The sequence below is a fragment of the Paracoccus sp. J55 genome (assembly GCF_000513975.1).
GTDB lineage: Bacteria > Pseudomonadota > Alphaproteobacteria > Rhodobacterales > Rhodobacteraceae > Paracoccus.
Genome location: NZ_AZVA01000017.1, coordinates 41,062 through 58,262, shown reverse-complemented (window position 1 = coordinate 58,262; position 17,201 = coordinate 41,062). Strand labels below are relative to the sequence as shown.

The following is a 17,201-nucleotide window of genomic DNA, read 5'->3' as shown; positions in this document are numbered from 1 at the left end:
ACCGGGCCGGGCCCGTCAGCCCAGCCGCTCGATCAGCGCCATGGCGGCCTGGGGATTGCGCATCTTGTGGCCGCTGATGACATAGAGATAGACGTCGCGCGGCCCCGCCGCGGCATTCGGCCCGGCATAGTCCAGCCCCTCGGGCAGGCCGCCCAGGGCCCAGATGCGCGCCCGCTCGGCCCAGAGGTCCAGCGCCGCCTTGGAATAGCCCAGGGGCTCGTCTTCGGTGGTGCCCATGATGCGGGCATAGACGAAGGGCGCGGTCGGGTCGGCGATCTGCGGAAACTTGCCATCCGCCGCCACCGCCGCCGCGACGCCATGCTCGCGCAGCAGCGCCGGGAATTCGGGGCAGCGGAAACTGTCATGGCGCACCTCGACCACATGGCGCAGCGCCCTGCCCTCGACCGAGGCGGGCAGAAGCTTCAGGAAGGCCTCGAAATCCGCCGGGTCGAATTTCTTCGTCGCCATGAACTGCCAGTTGATCGGCCCGAGCTTGTCGCCCAGCAGCATCACGCCGCCGGAAAAGAAGCGCGCGATGGTCTCGCCCGCCTCGGCCAGCACCTTGCGGTTGGTGGCATAGCGCGGCGCCTTCACGGAAAAGACGAAATCCTCGGGCGTCTCGTCATGCCATTTGCGAAAGCTCTCGGGCTTCTGCGCCCCGTAATAGGTGCCGTTGATCTCGATCGAGCTCAGCTGGCGGCTGGCATGTTCCAGTTCGCGCCGCTGCGGCAGGCCCTCGGGATAGAAGCTGCCGCGCCAGGGCTCATAGGTCCAGCCGCCGATGCCGATGCGGATGCGCCCCATCCCCTTCTTGTCCATGCCTCGCCCTCCTGTCGCTGCGACTCAGGGGATCATAGCCCAGGAGGGCCGGCACTCCGAAACCTGCTTTCAATCCGCGGCGCGCTTGCGGGTCAGCGAGAACTTGTAGGGCGAGACGCCGTATTGCGTCCGGAACACCTTGGAGAAATACGAGGAAGAGCCGAAGCCGCAGGCCACCGCCACCTGCATGACGCTGAGATTGGTCTCGGTCAGCAGCGAGCGGGCGTGCTGCAGCCGCACCTTGTTCAGGTATTGCAGCGGCGTGGTGTCCAGATAGCGCTGGAACAGCCGTTCCAGCTGGCGGCGCGAGATGCCCAGATGGCTGGCGCATTCGCCCAGATCGACCTCGTCCTCGACATGGGCCTCGATATAGGCCACCGCCCGGATCAGGTGGTCGTTGCGGGTGCCCAGCCGCACCGAGAGCGAGCTCAGCTGCTCTTCCTCGCCGCGCCGGATCTGGCCCAGCAGGCACATGTTCATCACCGCCTGGCTCAGCTCGGCGCCGTAGTAATCCTCGATCAGCTTCAGCGCCAGCTCGGCCGAGGCGACGCCGCCGGCGCAGGTGACGATGCGCTCGTCGATGCAGAAGATCCGCCGCTCGGGCGCGAGGTCGGGATATTTCTCGGAGAAGTTCGGGATGTTCTCCCAATGCAGGGTAAAGCGGCGGCCGTTGAGGATGCCGGCGCGGGCCAGCGCATAGGCGCCGGTGCAAAGCCCGCCGACCGTGCCGCCATGCCGCCATTGCTTGCGGATCCAGTCGGTCAGCTCGGCGCTGCAGGCCGCATCGGGCTCGACGCCGCCGCAGACCAGCACATAATCCGCGCTCAGCGCCTCGGACAGCGGCGCGTCGGGGACCAGCGGCACCCCGTTCGAGCAGGTGATGGGCGCCCCCGTCTCGCTGTGCACGCGCCATTTGAACAGCAGCTGTTCGGTCAGCTGGTTGGCCACCCGCAACGGCTCGATGGCCGAGGTGAAGGCCAGCATGGTAAAGCGCGGCATCAGCACGAAAGAGACCGTGATCGGCGCCCGGACCGGGGCCGAAAGCTTCACATGGGCGATGCCCCGCGCGATATAGCGTTCGCTGTCGTCGGCAGATTGCGGCACGATACCTTTCCCGAATGCTGCGCCCGGCGGGCGGGCCCGGCGTCGGTCCCGCATTGCCACAAGGCGCGGGGCGCTGCCAAGCCCCCTGCCCGCCCGTTTCCCCGCGGCCCGGCCCGCCCGCCCCGCCCCCGGACCGGACGGATCCGGATTGGCCGCCGGTCAGCCAAGGCGCGCGACCCGGTGCTAGAACAATCCGTGGCTGCCGCCGACCGCGCCGATCGCCGCCACCACCGACAGCGCCAGCAGGATGCGGTGCATCCGCGCCAGCCGCACGAAATCGCGGCCCGGCTCGGACGAGTGCTGCATGCGGCGATGCAGGAACAGCGGCTCGATCAGGTAGAGCATGGCCGAAAAGACCAGCCAGACCGCCAGCATGGCATGCATCCACCAGAACCGCGCCTCGGCGAAGCGGTGCCACATGTCGCCGCGCCAGACCATCCAGAAGCCGCTGACCCCGGCCAGCAGCACCCACAGCCGGGCCTGCGGGGCGAAGCGCCCCTCGATGCGGTGAAAGAAGCGCAGCCGCTCGGCCGCCGGGAAGGCGGCGGCGACGGCGGGGATCAGCACCGTGGTGACGAAGGCTACGCCGCCGATCCAGAACAGCACGGCGACGACATGGACGATCCGCGCCAGGGTGAAGTCGTCCATGACGCCCCCCCCGCCTCAGGCCGCCAGCAATTCGTCCGCCGGGCCGAAGAATTCGTAATGGATCCGGTCCGAGGGCACGCCCGCCAGCGACAGCGCCGCGACCGCCGCGCGCAGGAAGGGGCGCGGGCCGCAGATATAGTAATCCGCCTCGCCGACCGGGGTGCTGGCCAGCAGCCATTCCTCGGTGATCAGCCCGGCATGGTCGTAGTCGCGGCCCGCGACCTCGTCCGGCAGCGGCGTCTGATGGAAATCGGTGACGCGGATCTGCGGCCGCCCCTCGGCCAGCGCGCGGACATGGGCGCGCATCGCATGGGTGTCGCGGTCATGCGTGCCGTGGATGTAATGCACCGGCACCTGCGCGCCCGACTGCACCAGCGCCTCCAGCATGGCGACCATCGGCGTCAGCCCCACGCCGCCCGACAGCAGCACCACCGGCCGCTCGGGACGTTCGGACAGGAAGAACTCGCCTGCGGGGGCGGCCACCTTCAGCACCGTGCCCGGCGCCTGCCGATGCAGCCAGCCTGAGGCCAGGCCCTGCGGCTCGCGCTTGACCGAGATGCGATAGCTCCGCCCGTCCGGCGCGGCCGAAATCGAATAGTTGCGCTTGGCCGGGGCATGACCGGGGATCTCGAACCAGAAGGTCAGATACTGGCCAGGCTTGTGCGCCATCACCGGCCCGCCATCGAGCGGGCGCAGCACGAAAGAGGAGATGGTGCTGCTTTCGCGGACGATCTCGTCGATGCGGAAGTCGCGCCAGCCGTTCCAGCCGCCCTGCTGCGCCAGCTGCTCGTCATAGATCCGCCGCTCGCGCGCGATCAGGATATTGGCAAGGAACCAGTAGGCCTCGCCCCAGGCCTCCAGCACCTCGTCGGTGGCGGCCTCGCCCAGCACGGCGCGGATCGCGCCCAGCAGCGCCTCGGCGACATGCGGGTAATGTTCGGGCAGGATCTGCAGGCCGACATGTTTCTGGGCGATGCGCTCGACCGCCGGCACCAGCGCCGTCAGATTGTCGATATTGTTGGCATAGGCCAGGATCGCCCCGGTCAGCGCGCGCGGCTGCGCCTCGGACGCGCCCTGGTGCGACTGGTTGAACAGGGCGCTGATCTCGGGGTTCTGGAACATGCGTGCATACATTTCACGCACGATATCAAGACCATGCGCTTCGAGCGCGGGAACTGTGGCTTTGACCAGCGCAATGGTCTGCGCGCTCGGTGGCTGCGGCATGCGGCTTCTCCTGCAAGGTCGCGCGGCGGCGTCTGCGGCCGCGACTCGAAAAACATGTATCGTGGATACATCTATCCTTGCCGCCAGAAACATGCAATCAGGATACATGTTTTATCGGAGTCCGCGATGCGCCTGACGCGCTATACCGATTACGCCATGCGCGTGCTGCTGTATCTGGGCCGCGAGCCCGGGCGGCTTTGTTCGATCGGCGAGATCGCGCAGGCCTACGGCATCTCGCAGAACCACCTGATGAAGGTCATCAACGATCTGGTGCATGCCGGCTTCCTGACCAGCCTGCGGGGCCGCCACGGCGGCATCCGGCTGGCGCGGCCGCCGGCCGAGATCAATATCGGCGCGCTGGTGCGCCATACCGAGGACGATTTCGACCTCGTCGGCTGCGGCCAATGCATCATCGCGCCGGCCTGCGGGCTGACCTCGGTGCTGGACGAGGCGCTGGCGGGCTTCATGGCGGTGCTGGACGGCTACAGCCTGGCCGATGTGCTGGCGCGGCGGCCGGATTTCTCGCATCTGCTGAACCCGGTGGCGCCGCGCGAGCCGGCGCGGCCCTGACCGGGATCAGGCGTCCGTGGGCCCCGCGTCGCGTTCCCGAAACGCCCAGTCCTGAAAGGCCAGGGCGTTTTCGGCCAGATCGGCGGGCTGCGGATCGCTGGCGAGCAGGTAATAGCCGAAATTCTCCAGAACGGTGACCGACGAAAGCTGCACCAGCCGGCCGCTGTCCAGGTCGTCGCGGATCATCGCCAGCGGGCAAAGTGCCACGCCCTGCCCGGCCAGGGCGGCGGCGCGCAGCAGGTTGAAATCCTCGAAGACCGGCCCGGCCTCGGCCGGTGCGATCCCGTCGCCCGCCAGCGACAGCCAGGCCCGCCAGGCGGAGGTGTCGGTATCGTGCAGAAGGCCCGCCGCCTTGATCCCGGCCGCCGAGAGCGGCGCCTTTCCCAAGCCGGGCAGCAGCGAGGGGTTGCAGACCGGCGCGCTTTCGCCAGACAGAAAGGCCATCACCCGCACCCCCGGCACGGCCGGCGGCCCCTCTGAAAAGACGAAGGCGAAATGCGTGCTGCGGAAGTCGATCTCCTGCCCGTGCATGGCATAGACCACCCGCAGCGCCACCTCGGGATGCGCCTGCCGAAAGCGCGAGAGCCGCGGGATCAGCCAGCAGATCGCCACCGAGGGGATGGCGGCGATCACCAGCGGCTGCGCCTGGCCGGCGCTGCGCACCCGCCTGCAGGCGGCCTCGATCTCGGCCAGCGACAGGCTGAGCGTGCGCGCCAGCTCCTGCCCGCGGGGCAGGATGCGCGGCCGCGGCCCCGAGCGGTCGAACAGCGCCACGCCCAGGAATTCCTCAAGGTGGCGGACCTGATGGCTGACCGCCGATTGGGTGACGAAAAGCGCCTTCGCCGCCTCCTTGAAGCTTTTCAGCCGGGCCACCGCCTCGAAGGCGCGCAGGGCGTTCAGCGGCAGAAGCGACATGGGCGTTCCGGAACTGTTTGAGATTTTCTCAAGTGAAGCATGAGAAACCGTCTTTTGACAAGAGCCCCTCCCGGCCCGATCCTGCCGCCATCCGAACCCCCGGAAAGACGAAAGGAACCCCATGCAACGCGACAGGCTTCAGAGTTTCGTCGGCAATGGCGAGAAAGCGGCCCCGACCTTCTCGGCCACCGAGATGCAGCGCCGCCAGGACGCGATCCGCGCGCATATGGCGCAGGCAGGCGTCGATGCGGCGCTGTTCACCTCGTATCACAACATCAATTATTACGCGGATTTCCTTTATTGCCAGTTCGGCCGCCGCTACGGGCTGGTGATCGACCACGACAAGGCGACCACCATCAGCGCCGGCATCGACGGCGGCCAGCCCTGGCGGCGCAGCTTCGGCGGCAACATCACCTATACCGACTGGCAGAAGGACAATTATTTTCATGCCCTCCGCCAGCTCGCCGGCAGCGCCAAGCGCATCGGCATCGAGTTCGACCATGTGAACATCGACCTGTTGGCCCTGCTGAAAGCCGAATTCCCCGGCGTCGAGTTCGTCGACATCGCCGCCCCCGCCATGCGGCTGCGCATGGTCAAGTCGGCCGAGGAGATCGCCCATATCACCGAGATGGCCCGCATCGCCGATCTGGGCGGCGCCGCCTGCGTCGAGGCGACCGCCGTGGGCGTGCCCGAGCACGAGGTCGCGCTGCACTCGACCGCCGCCATGGTGCGCGAGATCGCGAAAACCTGGCCCCATGCCGAACTGCTGGACAGCTGGACCTGGTTCCAGTCCGGCGTGAACACCGACGGCGCCCACAACCCCGTCACCAGCCGCAAGATCGAAGCCGGCGACATCCTGTCGCTGAACTGCTTCCCGATGGTCGCCGGCTATTACGTCGCGCTGGAGCGCACGCTGTTCGCTGAACATGCCAGCGACGCGCATATCCGGCTGTGGGAATTCAACTGCAAGGTCCACGACCGCGGCAAGGAATTGCTGGTGCCGGGCAAGAAATGCTCGGAGATCGCCGCCGAACTCAACGAGATCTATGCGGCCGAGAACCTGCTGCAATATCGCAGCTTCGGCTATGGCCACAGCTTCGGGGTGCTCTGCCACTATTACGGCCGAGAGGCGGGGCTGGAACTGCGCGAGGATTGCGACACGGTGCTGGAGCCCGGCATGGTCGTCTCGATGGAGCCGATGATCACCATCCCCGAGGGCATGCCCGGTGCCGGCGGCTATCGCGAGCATGACATCCTGGTGATCGAGGAGGCCGGCAACCGCAACATCACCGGCTTCCCCTATGGACCCGAGCACCTGATCGTCAAGGGCAAGGCCCAGGCCGCCTGACGCCCGCCGCCCGCCGGACCGCCCGGCGGGCAGGCCGGATGCCGATCATCCCCCAGACGCCCGTCGCCGGCCCGCATCCCCCGCGGGCCGGGCCGAACGACCATTGCCGGCAGAGGAGGCCGGCAAGGACACCCAAGGGAGGGTTACCAATGTCCAATCCAATGCTCGCCTCGGCGGCCGAACTGCCGCAGGACGCGCCGCAAGGCGCCGAGGTCTCGCCCGACGTGGTGAAGAAGGTGCTGGGCGCCAGCTTCGTCGGCAATTTCGTCGAATGGTTCGACTATGCCTCATACGGCTATTTCGCCACTGTCATCGCCCATGCCTTCTTCCCCGAGATCGCGCCGACCAGCGCATTGCTGGCGACCTTCGCCGTCTTTGCCATCTCCTTCATCATCCGCCCGCTCGGCGGCATCATCTGGGGCGCGATCGGCGACCGGGTCGGCCGGCGCACCGCGCTGTCCTGGTCGATCCTGATCATGTCGGGCGCCACCACCGTCATCGCCCTGCTGCCGTCCTATCACCAGATCGGCATGCTGGCGCCGGTGCTGCTGCTGGTGGTGCGGATGGTGCAGGGCTTTTCGGCGGCGGGCGAATATGCCGGCGCCACCTCGTTCATCGCCGAATATTCGCCGACCCATCGCCGCGGGCTCTATACCAGCATCGTGCCGGCCTCGACCGCCGCGGGGCTGCTGGCCGGCTCGCTGATGTCGGCGGGGCTGTTCGCGCTGCTCACCGAGGCGCAGATGCAAAGCTATGGCTGGCGCATTCCCTTCCTGCTGGCGCTGCCGCTGGGCTTCATCGGCCTCTATATCCGGCTGCGGCTGGAGGACACGCCGAAATTCCGCGAGCTGGAAAAGACCCATCACGTCGAGGCCACGCCGGTGCGCGAGCTGTTTCGCAACCATCGCCGGCAGATCGCCATCGCCTTCGGCGTCACCTGCCTCAACGCCGTGGGCTTCTACCTGATCCTCAGCTACATGCCCACCTATCTCTCGACCGAGATGGGCATGGGCAAGGCCCAGGCCTTCCTGGCCACCAGCATTTCGCTGGCCGGCTATATCTTCCTGATCTTCCTGATGGGCATGCTGTCGGACCGGCTGGGGCGCAAGACGGCGCTGATCACCGCCTCGGTGCTGTTCATCGGCCTGACCGTGCCGCTGTTCAGCATGCTCGACGGCGCCAGCTTCGCCACCATCGTGCTGATCCAGATCGCCTTCGGGGCGCTTCTGACCGTCAACGACGGCACCCTGCCCTGCTTCCTGTCCGAGATCTTCCCGACCCGGGTGCGCTATTCCGGCTTCGCCTTCAGCTTCAACGCCGCGAACGCGCTGTTCGGCGGCACCGCGCCCTTCGTCGCGACCTGGCTGATCAGCGCCACGGGCAGCAAGCTGGCCCCGGCCTGGTATCTGGTCGGCGCCGCCGGGCTGGCGCTGGTCGCCATGCTGATGGCGCGCGAGACCGCCGGCAAGCCGCTGGAGGACTGACCGCCCCGCCCAAAGGGCCGGCCGCAGGCATGTCGCCCGCGGCCGGCCCTTACGTGTCCACCGCCGGCAGGAATGCCCCGTTCAGTGCCAGGACATGGTCATGCACGCGCTGCGCCGCCGGCGACAGCGCCATGTCCTCGCGCCGCAGCAGGAACCAGTTGCGCTGAATCGGCAGCCCGACCGCCTTCAGCGCCACCAGCCGGCCCGAGCGCAGCTCTTCGGTGACGGTATGCTGCGAGATCAGCGCGATCCCCAGCCCGGCGATCACCGCCTGCTTGATGGTCTCGTTCGTGCCCATCTCGACCATGCGCCAGGGCGTGCCGTCGCCGATCCGGTCCAGGAAGCGCGTCATCAGGATGCGCGTGCCCGAGCCCGGCTCGCGCGCCAGATAGGTCTCGGCCAGCAGATCCTGCGGCAGGGCGGGATCGGCGGCGGCCAGAGGATGATCGGGCGGCGCCACGATGATATGCGGATGCGGACCGACAAGCTCGGCCAGCACCGCCGGGCTGCGCGGCGGCCGACCCATGATCGCCAGATCCAGCGCGCGCGAGCCCAGCCACTGGATCACCGTGTCGCGATTGCCGATGCGCAGCGTCACCTCGACCTCGGGAAGCGCCCGGCGCAGGTCGGCGACCAGCCGCGGCGCGAAATATTTCCCGGTCGAGACCACCCCCAGCGAGACGTTGCCGGTATGGCCGCTTTGCAGCGCCGCCACCCGGCGCGCGCAGGTCTCCAGCGCCACGGCGATCTGCGCCTCGGCCTCCAGCACCGCGCGCCCCTCTTCGGTGGCCAGAAAGGCGCCGTGCTCGCCCCGGATCACCATGGGGGCGCCCGTCAGGTCCTCCAGCGCGCGCAGCTGGCTGTGGACTGCCGGCGGGCTCAGCCCAAGGCTGCCCGCCGCGCCGGTCAGCGAGCCGCTGTCGATCACCGCGCGCAGCGCACGCAGCTGGCGAAGGGTGACGGCATCGAGGCGGGCCATTCAAAAATTCCGAAAATCATTTTTGTATTATTAAATGTTCCTTAAAACGAGGACATGTCAACAAGAAGGCGGGACGCGTGCGAGGAGAAGCGCCGATGACCGCCAAGACCATCCAGACCGACCGGATTCCCCAGGAGCTGCGCCCCGCGCTGCAGGCCATCGCCGCCGCCGGCGCGCGGCTTGCGCAGATCATTCGCCGGGGCGGCGATCTGGCCGCACCGGTCGGCACCAATGCGGACGGCGACGGCCAGAAGGCGCTGGACGTGATCGCCGACGACCTGTTCCGGCAGGCGCTGACCGGAACCGGGGTGCGCTGGCTCGCCTCGGAGGAACAGCAAGAGGCGGTCGCGCTGGACCCCGAGGGCCGGCTGGCGGTGGCCATCGACCCGCTGGACGGCTCGTCGAACATCGACACCAATGTCTCGATCGGCACCATCTTCTCGATCTACCCGGCCGAGGCCACGGCCGAGGCCAGTTTCCTGCGCCCGGCCCGCCAGCAGATCGCCGCCGGCTACATTATCTATGGGCCGCGCTGCGCGATGATGGTCAGTTTCGGCGACGGCGTGCAGCATTATGCGCTGGACCCCGACAGCGGCGGCTTCCGGCTGGTCGCGGCCCGGCAGGACCTGCCGGAATGCGCCTTCGAATTCGCCATCAACGCCTCGAACTACCGGCACTGGCCGAAGCCGATCCGGGCCTATATCGACGATTGCCTGGCCGGCTGCGACGGCCCGCGCGAGCGGAATTTCAACATGCGCTGGATCGCCTCTCTGGTGGCCGAGACCCATCGCATCCTGATCCGGGGCGGGGTGTTCCTGTATCCCTCCGACACCCGCAAGGGCTATGAGCGGGGCCGGCTGCGCATGCTCTACGAATGCGCGCCCATCGCCTTTCTGATCGAACAGGCCGGGGGCGGGGCCACCGACGGCTGCACCGCGATCCTCGACCAGGGCGCCGGGACGCTGCACCAGCGCACGCCCTTCGTCTTCGGCTCGGCCGAGAAGGTCGCGCGCATCGCCGCCTATCACGAACTGCCCGAAACCGAGATCTCGGCGCTGTTCGGCAATCGCGGCCTGTTCCGGGCCTGATCTGGAAAACCGGGGGACACCATGAGCAAGAAGCACCCGATCATCTCTGTCACCGGCTCGTCGGGCGCCGGCACCACCACGATCAAGAACACCTTCGACCAGATCTTCCGCCGCGAGAGGATCACCGCCGTCAGCATCGAGGGCGACGCCTTCCACCGCTACGACCGCGCCGCGATGAAGGCCGAGCTGGCGCGGCGGACCGAGGCGGGCGACCATACCTTCAGCCATTTCAGCCTGGAGGCCAACGAGCTGGAGCGGCTGGAACAGGTCTTTCGCCACTATGGCGAGACCGGCACCGGCCAGACCCGGCATTACGTCCATGACGAGCGCGAGGCCGAACGCTTTGGCGTCCCCCCCGGCAATTTCACCGCATGGGAGGATTTCGCCCCGGATTCGGACCTGCTGTTCTACGAGGGGCTGCATGGCGCGGTCAGGACCGACGGCATCGACATCGCCGGGCAGGCCGACCTGAAGATCGGCGTGGTGCCGGTCATCAACCTGGAATGGATCCAGAAGATCCACCGCGACAAGGCCAGCCGGGGCTATTCGACCGAGGCCGTGACCGATGTGATCCTGCGCCGCATGCATGCCTATGCGCATGTGATCTGCCCGCAATTCACCCAGACCGACATCAACTTCCAGCGCGTGCCGGTGGTCGATACCTCGAACCCTTTCATCGCCCGCTGGATCCCGACGCCGGACGAAAGCCTGGTCGTCATCCGCTTCAGGAACCCGCGCGGCATCGATTTTCCCTATCTGACCTCGATGATCCAGGGCTCGTGGATGAGCCGCGCCAATTCCATCGTCATTCCGGGGCCGAAGATGGACCTCGCCATGCAGCTGATCCTGACGCCGATGATCCTGCGTCTGGTCGGCGACTCGAAACGCGCCTGAGGGAGGAACGAAGCCAATGAACCAGATGCAGCGCATCGACACCGGACAAGAGGCCGCCATGGCCAATGCCATCCGCGCGCTGGCGATGGATGCGGTCGAGGCGGCGAAATCCGGCCATCCCGGCGCGCCCATGGGCATGGCGGACGTGGCCACGGTGCTGTTCAACCGCTTCATCAGCATCGACCCGGCGGATGCCGCCTGGCCCGACCGCGACCGTTTCGTGATGTCGGCCGGGCATGGCTCGATGCTGGTCTATGCGATCAACCACATGCTGGGCTATGACGACATGGACATGGACCAGCTGCGGAATTTCCGCCAGCTGGGCGCGCGCACCGCCGGCCATCCCGAATACGGCCATGCCAAGGGCATCGAGACCACCACCGGCCCGCTGGGCCAGGGGCTCGCCACCGCCGTCGGCATGGCGCTGGCCGAGCGGATGATGAACGCCCGCTTCGGCGACGACCTTGTGGACCACCGGACCTATGTCATCTGCGGCGACGGCTGCCTGATGGAGGGCATCAGCCACGAGGCCATCGACTTTGCCGGCCACCAGCGGCTGGGCCGGCTGATCGTGCTGTGGGACGATAACGGCATCACCATCGACGGCGGCACCGGGCTTTCGACCTCGACCGACCAGCCGGCGCGCTTTGCCGCCGCGGGCTGGCATGTGCAGGCGGTGGACGGCCATGACCGCGAGGCGGTGGCCACCGCCATCGAGGCCGCGCGGGCCGACGAGCGCCCCTCGCTCATCGCCTGCAGGACGGTGATCGGCTACGGCGCGCCGAACAAGCAGGGCAGCCACGACGTGCATGGCGCGCCGCTGGGCGCCGACGAGATCGCGGCGGCCCGCGCGCATCTGGACTGGCCGCACGAACCCTTCGAAATCCCGCAGGACATCCTGGACTCCTGGCGCTCTGTCTCCGCGCGAGGGGCAGCGGCGCGGTCGGCCTGGCAGGAACGGCTTGATCTATCCCCTCTCAAGCCCGCTTTCTCTGCCATGCTGGCCGCGCCCGATGCTGCGGCGCTGCGCAGCGCCATCCGCGACCATAGCGCGAAACTGGCCGCCGACCGGCCGAAGGTCGCGACCCGCAAGGCGTCGGAAATGGCGCTGGAGGTCGTGAACGCCACCCTGCCGAACACGGTGGGCGGCTCGGCCGACCTGACCGGCTCGAACAACACCCGCAGCAAGGGCATGGTCGCGGTTACGCCCACCGAGCGGCTGGGCCGCTATATCCATTACGGCATTCGCGAACACGGCATGGCCGCGATCATGAACGGCATCGCCCTTCATGGCGGGCTCATCCCCTATGGCGGCACCTTCCTGGCCTTTTCCGACTATTCCCGGCCCGCGATCCGGCTGGGGGCGCTGATGGGGGTGCCGGTGGTCCATGTGATGACCCATGACAGCATCGGGCTGGGCGAGGACGGCCCGACCCACCAGCCGGTCGAGCATGTCGCGGCGCTGCGGGCGATCCCGAACCTGATGGTGTTCCGCCCCGCCGACGCGGTCGAGACCGCAGAGGCATGGGAGATCGCGCTGACAGCGCCTGCCACGCCCTCGGTCCTCTGCCTCTCGCGCCAGAACCTGCCCGCCGTGCGGCTGGAACCCGACGACGAGAACCTGACCCGGCAGGGCGCCTATGTCCTGCGCGAGACCGAGGGCGCGCGCGACGTGACGCTGATCGCCACCGGCTCGGAGGTCGAGATCGCGCTGGACGCGGCGGACCTGCTGGCCGCGCAGGGCGTGCGGGCCGCCGTCGTCTCCGCCCCCTGCTTCGAGCTGTTCGCCGAACGCCCGCAGGCCGAGCGCGAGGCTGTGCTGGGCCGCGCCCCGCGCATCGGCATCGAGGCGCTGGTCCGCCAGGGCTGGGACGGGCTGATCCTGCGGCCCGGCGACGGGTTCATCGGCATGGCGGGCTTTGGCGCCTCGGCCCCTGCCCCGGCGCTCTACCGGCATTTCGGCATCACCGCCGAACGTGCCGCCGATCTTGCCAACCAGCTTATCCAGGGAGGAAAGTGATGGCCCTCATCACGCTGCGACAGCTTCTGGACCACGCCGCCGAGCATGGCTACGGCGTGCCCGCCTTCAACATCAACAACATGGAACAGGGCCTGGCCATCATGAAGGCCGCGGCCGAGGTCGATGCGCCGGTGATCCTGCAGGCCAGCCGCGGCGCCCGCTCCTATGCCGGCGACATCATGCTGCGGCGCATGGTCGAGGCGCTGGCCGAGATGAACCCGGCCATCCCGATCTGCCTGCACCAGGATCATGGCAACAATCTCGCGACCTGCATGTCGGCGATCCGCCACGGCTTTACCAGCGTGATGATGGACGGCTCGCTGCATGAGGACATGAAGACGCCCGCCGATTACGACTATAACGTCGCGGTGACGGCCAAGGTCTCCGAGGCCGCCCATGCCGTCGGCGCCTCGGTCGAGGGCGAGCTGGGCGTGCTGGGCTCGCTGGAAACCGGCGAGGCAGCGGCCGAGGACGGCTCGGGCGCCGAAGGCAAGCTCGATCACAGCCAGCTTCTGACCGACCCGGACCAGGCGGTGGATTTCGTCGCCCGCACCCGCTGCGACGCGCTGGCCATCGCCTGCGGCACCAGCCACGGCGCCTACAAGTTCAGCCGCAAGCCCGATGGCGACATCCTGGCCATGCATGTGATCGAGGCGATCCATGAACGGCTGCCCGGCACGCATCTGGTCATGCACGGCTCCAGCTCGGTGCCGCAATACCTGCAGGATCTGATCAACAGGGCGGGCGGCGAGATGCCCCAGACCTACGGCGTCCCGGTCGAGGAGATCGAACGCGGCATCCGCCACGGCGTGCGCAAGGTCAACATCGACACCGATTGCCGCATGGCGATGACCGGGCATTTCCGCAAGGTCGCCCGCGAGCGCCCCGAGGAATTCGACCCGCGGAAATTCCTGATCCCGGCGATGCAGGAACTGACCGCGCTCTGCCGCGACCGTTTCGAGCGTTTCGGCACCGCCGGCCATGCCGGCACGATCAAGGTCGTCCCGATGGACGAGATGGCCAAACGCTATGCGTCGGGGGCTCTGGACCCGGCAATCACCGGCGCGAAAGCCGCCTGAGAGGAGGAAGCCCGATGAACGAATTGAGCAAGTCCGAGATCACCGACAAGAAGAAGCGCTATGCCGCCGGGGTGCTGAAATACGCCCAGATGGGCTATTGGGACGGCGACTACCAGCCCAAGGACACCGATGTGCTGGCCTTGTTCCGCATCACCCCGCAGGATGGCGTGGACCCGATCGAGGCGGCGGCGGCGGTGGCCGGCGAAAGCTCGACCGCGACCTGGACCGTGGTCTGGACCGACCGGCTGACCGCCTGCGACCAGTATCGCGCCAAGGCCTATAAGGTCGAGCCGGTGCCGGGCCAGCCGGGGCAGTATTTCTGCTATGTCGCCTATGACCTGATCCTGTTCGAGGAAGGCTCCATCGCCAATGTTACCGCCTCGATCATCGGCAACGTCTTCAGCTTCAAGCCGCTGCTGGCCGCCCGGCTGGAGGACATGCGCTTCCCGGTCGCCTACATGAAGACCTTTGCCGGCCCGCCCACCGGCATCGTGGTCGAGCGCGAGCGGCTGGACAAGTTCGGCCGCCCCCTGCTGGGCGCCACCACCAAGCCCAAGCTGGGACTGTCGGGCAAGAACTACGGCCGCGTGGTCTATGAGGGGCTGAAGGGCGGGCTCGACTTCATGAAGGACGACGAGAACATCAACTCGCAGCCCTTCATGCATTGGCGCGACCGCTTCCTTTACTGCATGGAAGCGGTGAACAAGGCCACGGCCGCCACCGGCGAGGTCAAGGGCCATTACCTCAACATCACCGCCGGCACCATGGAGGAGATGTATCGCCGCGCCGAACTGGCCAAGGAACTCGGCTCGGTCATCGTCATGGTGGACCTGATCGTCGGCTGGACGGCGATCCAGTCGATCAGCAACTGGTGCCGGCAGAACGACATGATCCTGCACATGCACCGCGCCGGGCACGGCACCTATACCCGGCAGAAGAACCACGGCATCAGCTTCCGCGTCATCGCCAAATGGCTGCGCATGGCGGGCGTCGACCACCTGCATTGCGGCACCGCCGTCGGCAAGCTGGAAGGCGATCCGCTGACCGTGCAGGGCTATTACAACGTCTGCCGCGAGATGGTGAACGAAGTGGACCTGCCGCGCGGCATCTTCTTCGAGCAGGACTGGGGCAACCTGAAGAAGGTGATGCCCGTCGCCTCGGGCGGCATCCATGCCGGGCAGATGCACCAGCTGCTGGACCTGTTCGGCGACGACGTGGTGCTGCAATTCGGCGGCGGCACCATCGGCCACCCGATGGGCATCCAGGCCGGCGCGACCGCGAACCGCGTGGCGCTGGAAGCCATGGTCCTGGCCCGCAACGAGGGCGTCGATATCGCAACCGAGGGCCCCGAGGTCCTGCGCCGCGCCGCCAAGTGGTGCAAGCCGCTGGAGGCGGCGCTGGATACCTGGGGCAACATCACCTTCAACTATACCTCGACCGACACCTCGGATTTCGTTCCGACCGCGTCCGTCAGCTAAGGGAGAGAGAAAATGCGTATCACTCAGGGCTGCTTTTCCTTCCTGCCGGATCTGGACGACAATCAGATCCGCGACCAGGTGGACTATATCCTGTCGAGGGACTGGGCGGTCGGGATCGAGTTCACCGACGAGCCGCATCCCCGCAATACCTATTGGGAGATGTGGGGCAATCCCATGTTCGACCTTCGGGACGCCAAGGGCGTGATGATGGAACTGGACGAGTGCCGCAAGGCGCATGGCGACAGCTATATCCGCATCAACGCCTTCGACAGCACCCGGGGATGGGAGACGGTGATGATGTCCTTCATCGTCAACCGGCCGAAATCGGAGCCGAGCTTCAGGACCTGGCGGATGGAGGCCGACGGCCGGCATATCCGCTATACGCATGAGCTGGTCGGCTGAGGGCGCTGCCGGGCCGGGGGCTGCCTGCCCCCGGACCCCCGGGGGTATTTGGAAAACGGAGAAAGCCTTATGGATGGCGATATGGGCGAGAAGACCGCCACGGTCGATCTGAAGGCCGAGTATGAATCCTCGGGCGTGCGCGAGATCCTGGACGAGCTGGACCGCGAGCTGATCGGGCTGGCGCCGGTCAAGCAGAGGATCCGCGAGACGGCGGCGCTGCTGCTGGTGGACCGGGCGCGGCGCGAGTTGGGACTGGCCCATGAGACGCCCACGCTGCACATGAGCTTTACCGGCAATCCCGGCACCGGCAAGACCACGGTGGCGCTGAAGATGGCCGGGCTGCTGCACCGGCTGGGCTATGTGCGCAAGGGCCATCTGGTCAGCGTCACCCGCGACGACCTGGTCGGGCAATATATCGGCCATACCGCCCCCAAGACCAAGGAGGTGCTGAAGAAGGCCATGGGCGGCGTGCTGTTCATCGACGAGGCCTATTACCTCTACAAGCCCGACAACGAGCGCGACTATGGCCAGGAGGCGATCGAGATCCTGCTGCAGGTGATGGAGAACAACCGCGACGACCTGGTGGTGATCATGGCCGGCTATGCCAAGCGGATGGACCGCTTCTTCTCGGCCAATCCGGGTTTCCGGTCGCGCATCGCCCATCACATCGAGTTTCCCGATTATACGGACGAGGAACTCGGGCGGATCTCGGCCTCGATGCTGGAGGCGCAGGGCTACGGCTTCGACGAGGGCGGGCGGTTGGCCATGGAGGAATATATCCGCCTGCGCCGCGACCAGCCGCATTTCGCCAATGCCCGTTCGATCCGCAATGCGCTGGACCGGGCGCGGCTGCGGCAGGCCAACCGGCTGTTCTCCGGCGACGCGCCGGTCGATGCGCGGGCGCTCTCGACCATCACCGCGGCGGATATCCGCGCCAGCCGGGTGTTCTCGGGCGGGCTCGACCTCGACGGGGGGCGTGGCACCGGGACGGATTGACCGCGACAGCTTGCCGCCCCGCCCGCAGCCGGCAGGGACTTGAAAGGCCGGCGGGGGGCGTCATGTTGGAGGGAAGCGTTGCGGACGATGACGCTTCCTTTTTTGAGCAGGTTGAACAGTGAAACAGTTTGGTTATGGCGATTATGCGACCCG

The 17,201-nt window shown here is 67.4% G+C and carries 16 protein-coding genes; 10 read left to right on the top strand and 6 right to left on the bottom strand.

What is annotated here, in order from left to right; genetic code table 11:
- Positions 1 to 15: 15 nt before the first annotated feature.
- The 4 genes from PARJ55_RS0114865 to hmpA all read right to left on the bottom strand — a co-directional run bounded on the left by PARJ55_RS0114865 (position 16) and on the right by hmpA (position 3,795).
- Positions 16 to 819 carry a DUF72 domain-containing protein gene (locus tag PARJ55_RS0114865; protein WP_028713755.1) on the bottom strand — a complete coding sequence of 268 codons (804 nt, stop codon included), beginning with the start codon at positions 817 to 819 and terminating at the stop codon, positions 16 to 18.
- 69 nt (positions 820 to 888) lie between these two features.
- Positions 889 to 1,923: a GlxA family transcriptional regulator gene (locus PARJ55_RS0114860; RefSeq protein ID WP_028713754.1), complete on the bottom strand. Its 1,035-nt coding sequence runs from the start codon at positions 1,921 to 1,923 to the stop codon at positions 889 to 891.
- Between the two features lie 183 nt (positions 1,924 to 2,106).
- Positions 2,107 to 2,571, bottom strand: a complete 465-nt coding sequence (locus PARJ55_RS0114855; RefSeq protein ID WP_028713753.1) for a hypothetical protein — start codon at positions 2,569 to 2,571, stop codon at positions 2,107 to 2,109.
- A 15-nt stretch (positions 2,572 to 2,586) separates the two neighbouring features.
- Positions 2,587 to 3,795 (bottom strand): NO-inducible flavohemoprotein, encoded by a 1,209-nt coding sequence (gene hmpA, locus PARJ55_RS0114850; protein ID WP_028713752.1) that lies wholly within the window; start codon positions 3,793 to 3,795, stop codon positions 2,587 to 2,589.
- Positions 3,796 to 3,921: 126 nt separating this feature from the next.
- Here hmpA and PARJ55_RS0114845 point away from each other — a divergent pair, with 126 nt between their 5' ends.
- A complete protein-coding gene (locus PARJ55_RS0114845; protein WP_028713751.1) occupies positions 3,922 to 4,365 on the top strand; it encodes an Rrf2 family transcriptional regulator in 444 nt (147 codons plus the stop codon).
- A 6-nt stretch (positions 4,366 to 4,371) separates the two neighbouring features.
- On the opposite strand, the gene PARJ55_RS0114840 is transcribed toward PARJ55_RS0114845, so the two are convergent.
- Entirely contained in the window at positions 4,372 to 5,280 is a 909-nt protein-coding gene (locus PARJ55_RS0114840) for a LysR substrate-binding domain-containing protein (RefSeq protein WP_028713750.1), read from the bottom strand.
- Between the two features lie 121 nt (positions 5,281 to 5,401).
- Here PARJ55_RS0114840 and PARJ55_RS0114835 point away from each other — a divergent pair, with 121 nt between their 5' ends.
- Both PARJ55_RS0114835 and PARJ55_RS0114830 read left to right on the top strand, forming a co-directional pair.
- Positions 5,402 to 6,628: an aminopeptidase P family protein gene (locus PARJ55_RS0114835; protein WP_028713749.1), complete on the top strand. Its 1,227-nt coding sequence runs from the start codon at positions 5,402 to 5,404 to the stop codon at positions 6,626 to 6,628.
- A 149-nt stretch (positions 6,629 to 6,777) separates the two neighbouring features.
- Complete coding sequence (locus tag PARJ55_RS0114830) at positions 6,778 to 8,112, top strand: MFS transporter (RefSeq protein ID WP_028713748.1); 1,335 nt, start codon at positions 6,778 to 6,780, stop codon at positions 8,110 to 8,112.
- A 49-nt stretch (positions 8,113 to 8,161) separates the two neighbouring features.
- On the opposite strand, the gene cbbR is transcribed toward PARJ55_RS0114830, so the two are convergent.
- Complete coding sequence (gene cbbR / locus PARJ55_RS0114825) at positions 8,162 to 9,091, bottom strand: LysR family regulator CbbR (RefSeq protein ID WP_028713747.1); 930 nt, start codon at positions 9,089 to 9,091, stop codon at positions 8,162 to 8,164.
- Between the two features lie 95 nt (positions 9,092 to 9,186).
- Here cbbR and PARJ55_RS0114820 point away from each other — a divergent pair, with 95 nt between their 5' ends.
- The 7 genes from PARJ55_RS0114820 (at position 9,187) to cbbX (ending at position 17,048) form a co-directional block, all read left to right on the top strand.
- Positions 9,187 to 10,179 (top strand): class 1 fructose-bisphosphatase, encoded by a 993-nt coding sequence (locus PARJ55_RS0114820; RefSeq protein ID WP_036698003.1) that lies wholly within the window; start codon positions 9,187 to 9,189, stop codon positions 10,177 to 10,179.
- Between the two features lie 21 nt (positions 10,180 to 10,200).
- Complete coding sequence (locus PARJ55_RS0114815) at positions 10,201 to 11,073, top strand: phosphoribulokinase (protein ID WP_028713745.1); 873 nt, start codon at positions 10,201 to 10,203, stop codon at positions 11,071 to 11,073.
- Between the two features lie 16 nt (positions 11,074 to 11,089).
- Complete coding sequence (gene tkt, locus PARJ55_RS0114810) at positions 11,090 to 13,093, top strand: transketolase (protein ID WP_028713744.1); 2,004 nt, start codon at positions 11,090 to 11,092, stop codon at positions 13,091 to 13,093.
- Positions 13,093 to 14,172: a class II fructose-bisphosphate aldolase gene (gene fba, locus PARJ55_RS0114805; protein WP_028713743.1), complete on the top strand. Its 1,080-nt coding sequence runs from the start codon at positions 13,093 to 13,095 to the stop codon at positions 14,170 to 14,172. Before tkt ends, fba begins: the two co-directional genes overlap by 1 nt.
- A 14-nt stretch (positions 14,173 to 14,186) precedes the next feature.
- Entirely contained in the window at positions 14,187 to 15,650 is a 1,464-nt protein-coding gene (locus PARJ55_RS0114800; RefSeq protein ID WP_028713742.1) for a form I ribulose bisphosphate carboxylase large subunit, read from the top strand.
- 12 nt (positions 15,651 to 15,662) lie between these two features.
- On the top strand, positions 15,663 to 16,052 hold the full coding sequence (locus tag PARJ55_RS0114795) for a ribulose bisphosphate carboxylase small subunit (RefSeq protein ID WP_028713741.1): 390 nt from the start codon (positions 15,663 to 15,665) through the stop codon (positions 16,050 to 16,052).
- A 69-nt stretch (positions 16,053 to 16,121) separates the two neighbouring features.
- Positions 16,122 to 17,048, top strand: a complete 927-nt coding sequence (gene cbbX / locus PARJ55_RS0114790) for a CbbX protein (protein WP_028713740.1) — start codon at positions 16,122 to 16,124, stop codon at positions 17,046 to 17,048.
- Positions 17,049 to 17,201 lie beyond the last annotated feature (153 nt).

Excerpts from the sequence above, each read along its gene's own strand:
- PARJ55_RS0114865 (WP_028713755.1), bottom strand. The coding sequence starts at position 819 with ATGGACAAGAAGGGGATGGGGCGCATCCGCATCGGCATCGGCGGCTGG.
- PARJ55_RS0114855 (WP_028713753.1), bottom strand. The coding sequence starts at position 2,571 with ATGGACGACTTCACCCTGGCGCGGATCGTCCATGTCGTCGCCGTGCTG.
- hmpA (WP_028713752.1), bottom strand. The coding sequence starts at position 3,795 with ATGCCGCAGCCACCGAGCGCGCAGACCATTGCGCTGGTCAAAGCCACA.
- PARJ55_RS0114845 (WP_028713751.1), top strand. The coding sequence starts at position 3,922 with ATGCGCCTGACGCGCTATACCGATTACGCCATGCGCGTGCTGCTGTAT.
- PARJ55_RS0114840 (WP_028713750.1), bottom strand. The coding sequence starts at position 5,280 with ATGTCGCTTCTGCCGCTGAACGCCCTGCGCGCCTTCGAGGCGGTGGCC.
- PARJ55_RS0114835 (WP_028713749.1), top strand. The coding sequence starts at position 5,402 with ATGCAACGCGACAGGCTTCAGAGTTTCGTCGGCAATGGCGAGAAAGCG.
- PARJ55_RS0114830 (WP_028713748.1), top strand. The coding sequence starts at position 6,778 with ATGTCCAATCCAATGCTCGCCTCGGCGGCCGAACTGCCGCAGGACGCG.
- cbbR (WP_028713747.1), bottom strand. The coding sequence starts at position 9,091 with ATGGCCCGCCTCGATGCCGTCACCCTTCGCCAGCTGCGTGCGCTGCGC.
- PARJ55_RS0114820 (WP_036698003.1), top strand. The coding sequence starts at position 9,187 with ATGACCGCCAAGACCATCCAGACCGACCGGATTCCCCAGGAGCTGCGC.
- PARJ55_RS0114815 (WP_028713745.1), top strand. The coding sequence starts at position 10,201 with ATGAGCAAGAAGCACCCGATCATCTCTGTCACCGGCTCGTCGGGCGCC.
- tkt (WP_028713744.1), top strand. The coding sequence starts at position 11,090 with ATGAACCAGATGCAGCGCATCGACACCGGACAAGAGGCCGCCATGGCC.
- fba (WP_028713743.1), top strand. The coding sequence starts at position 13,093 with ATGGCCCTCATCACGCTGCGACAGCTTCTGGACCACGCCGCCGAGCAT.
- PARJ55_RS0114800 (WP_028713742.1), top strand. The coding sequence starts at position 14,187 with ATGAACGAATTGAGCAAGTCCGAGATCACCGACAAGAAGAAGCGCTAT.
- PARJ55_RS0114795 (WP_028713741.1), top strand. The coding sequence starts at position 15,663 with ATGCGTATCACTCAGGGCTGCTTTTCCTTCCTGCCGGATCTGGACGAC.
- cbbX (WP_028713740.1), top strand. The coding sequence starts at position 16,122 with ATGGATGGCGATATGGGCGAGAAGACCGCCACGGTCGATCTGAAGGCC.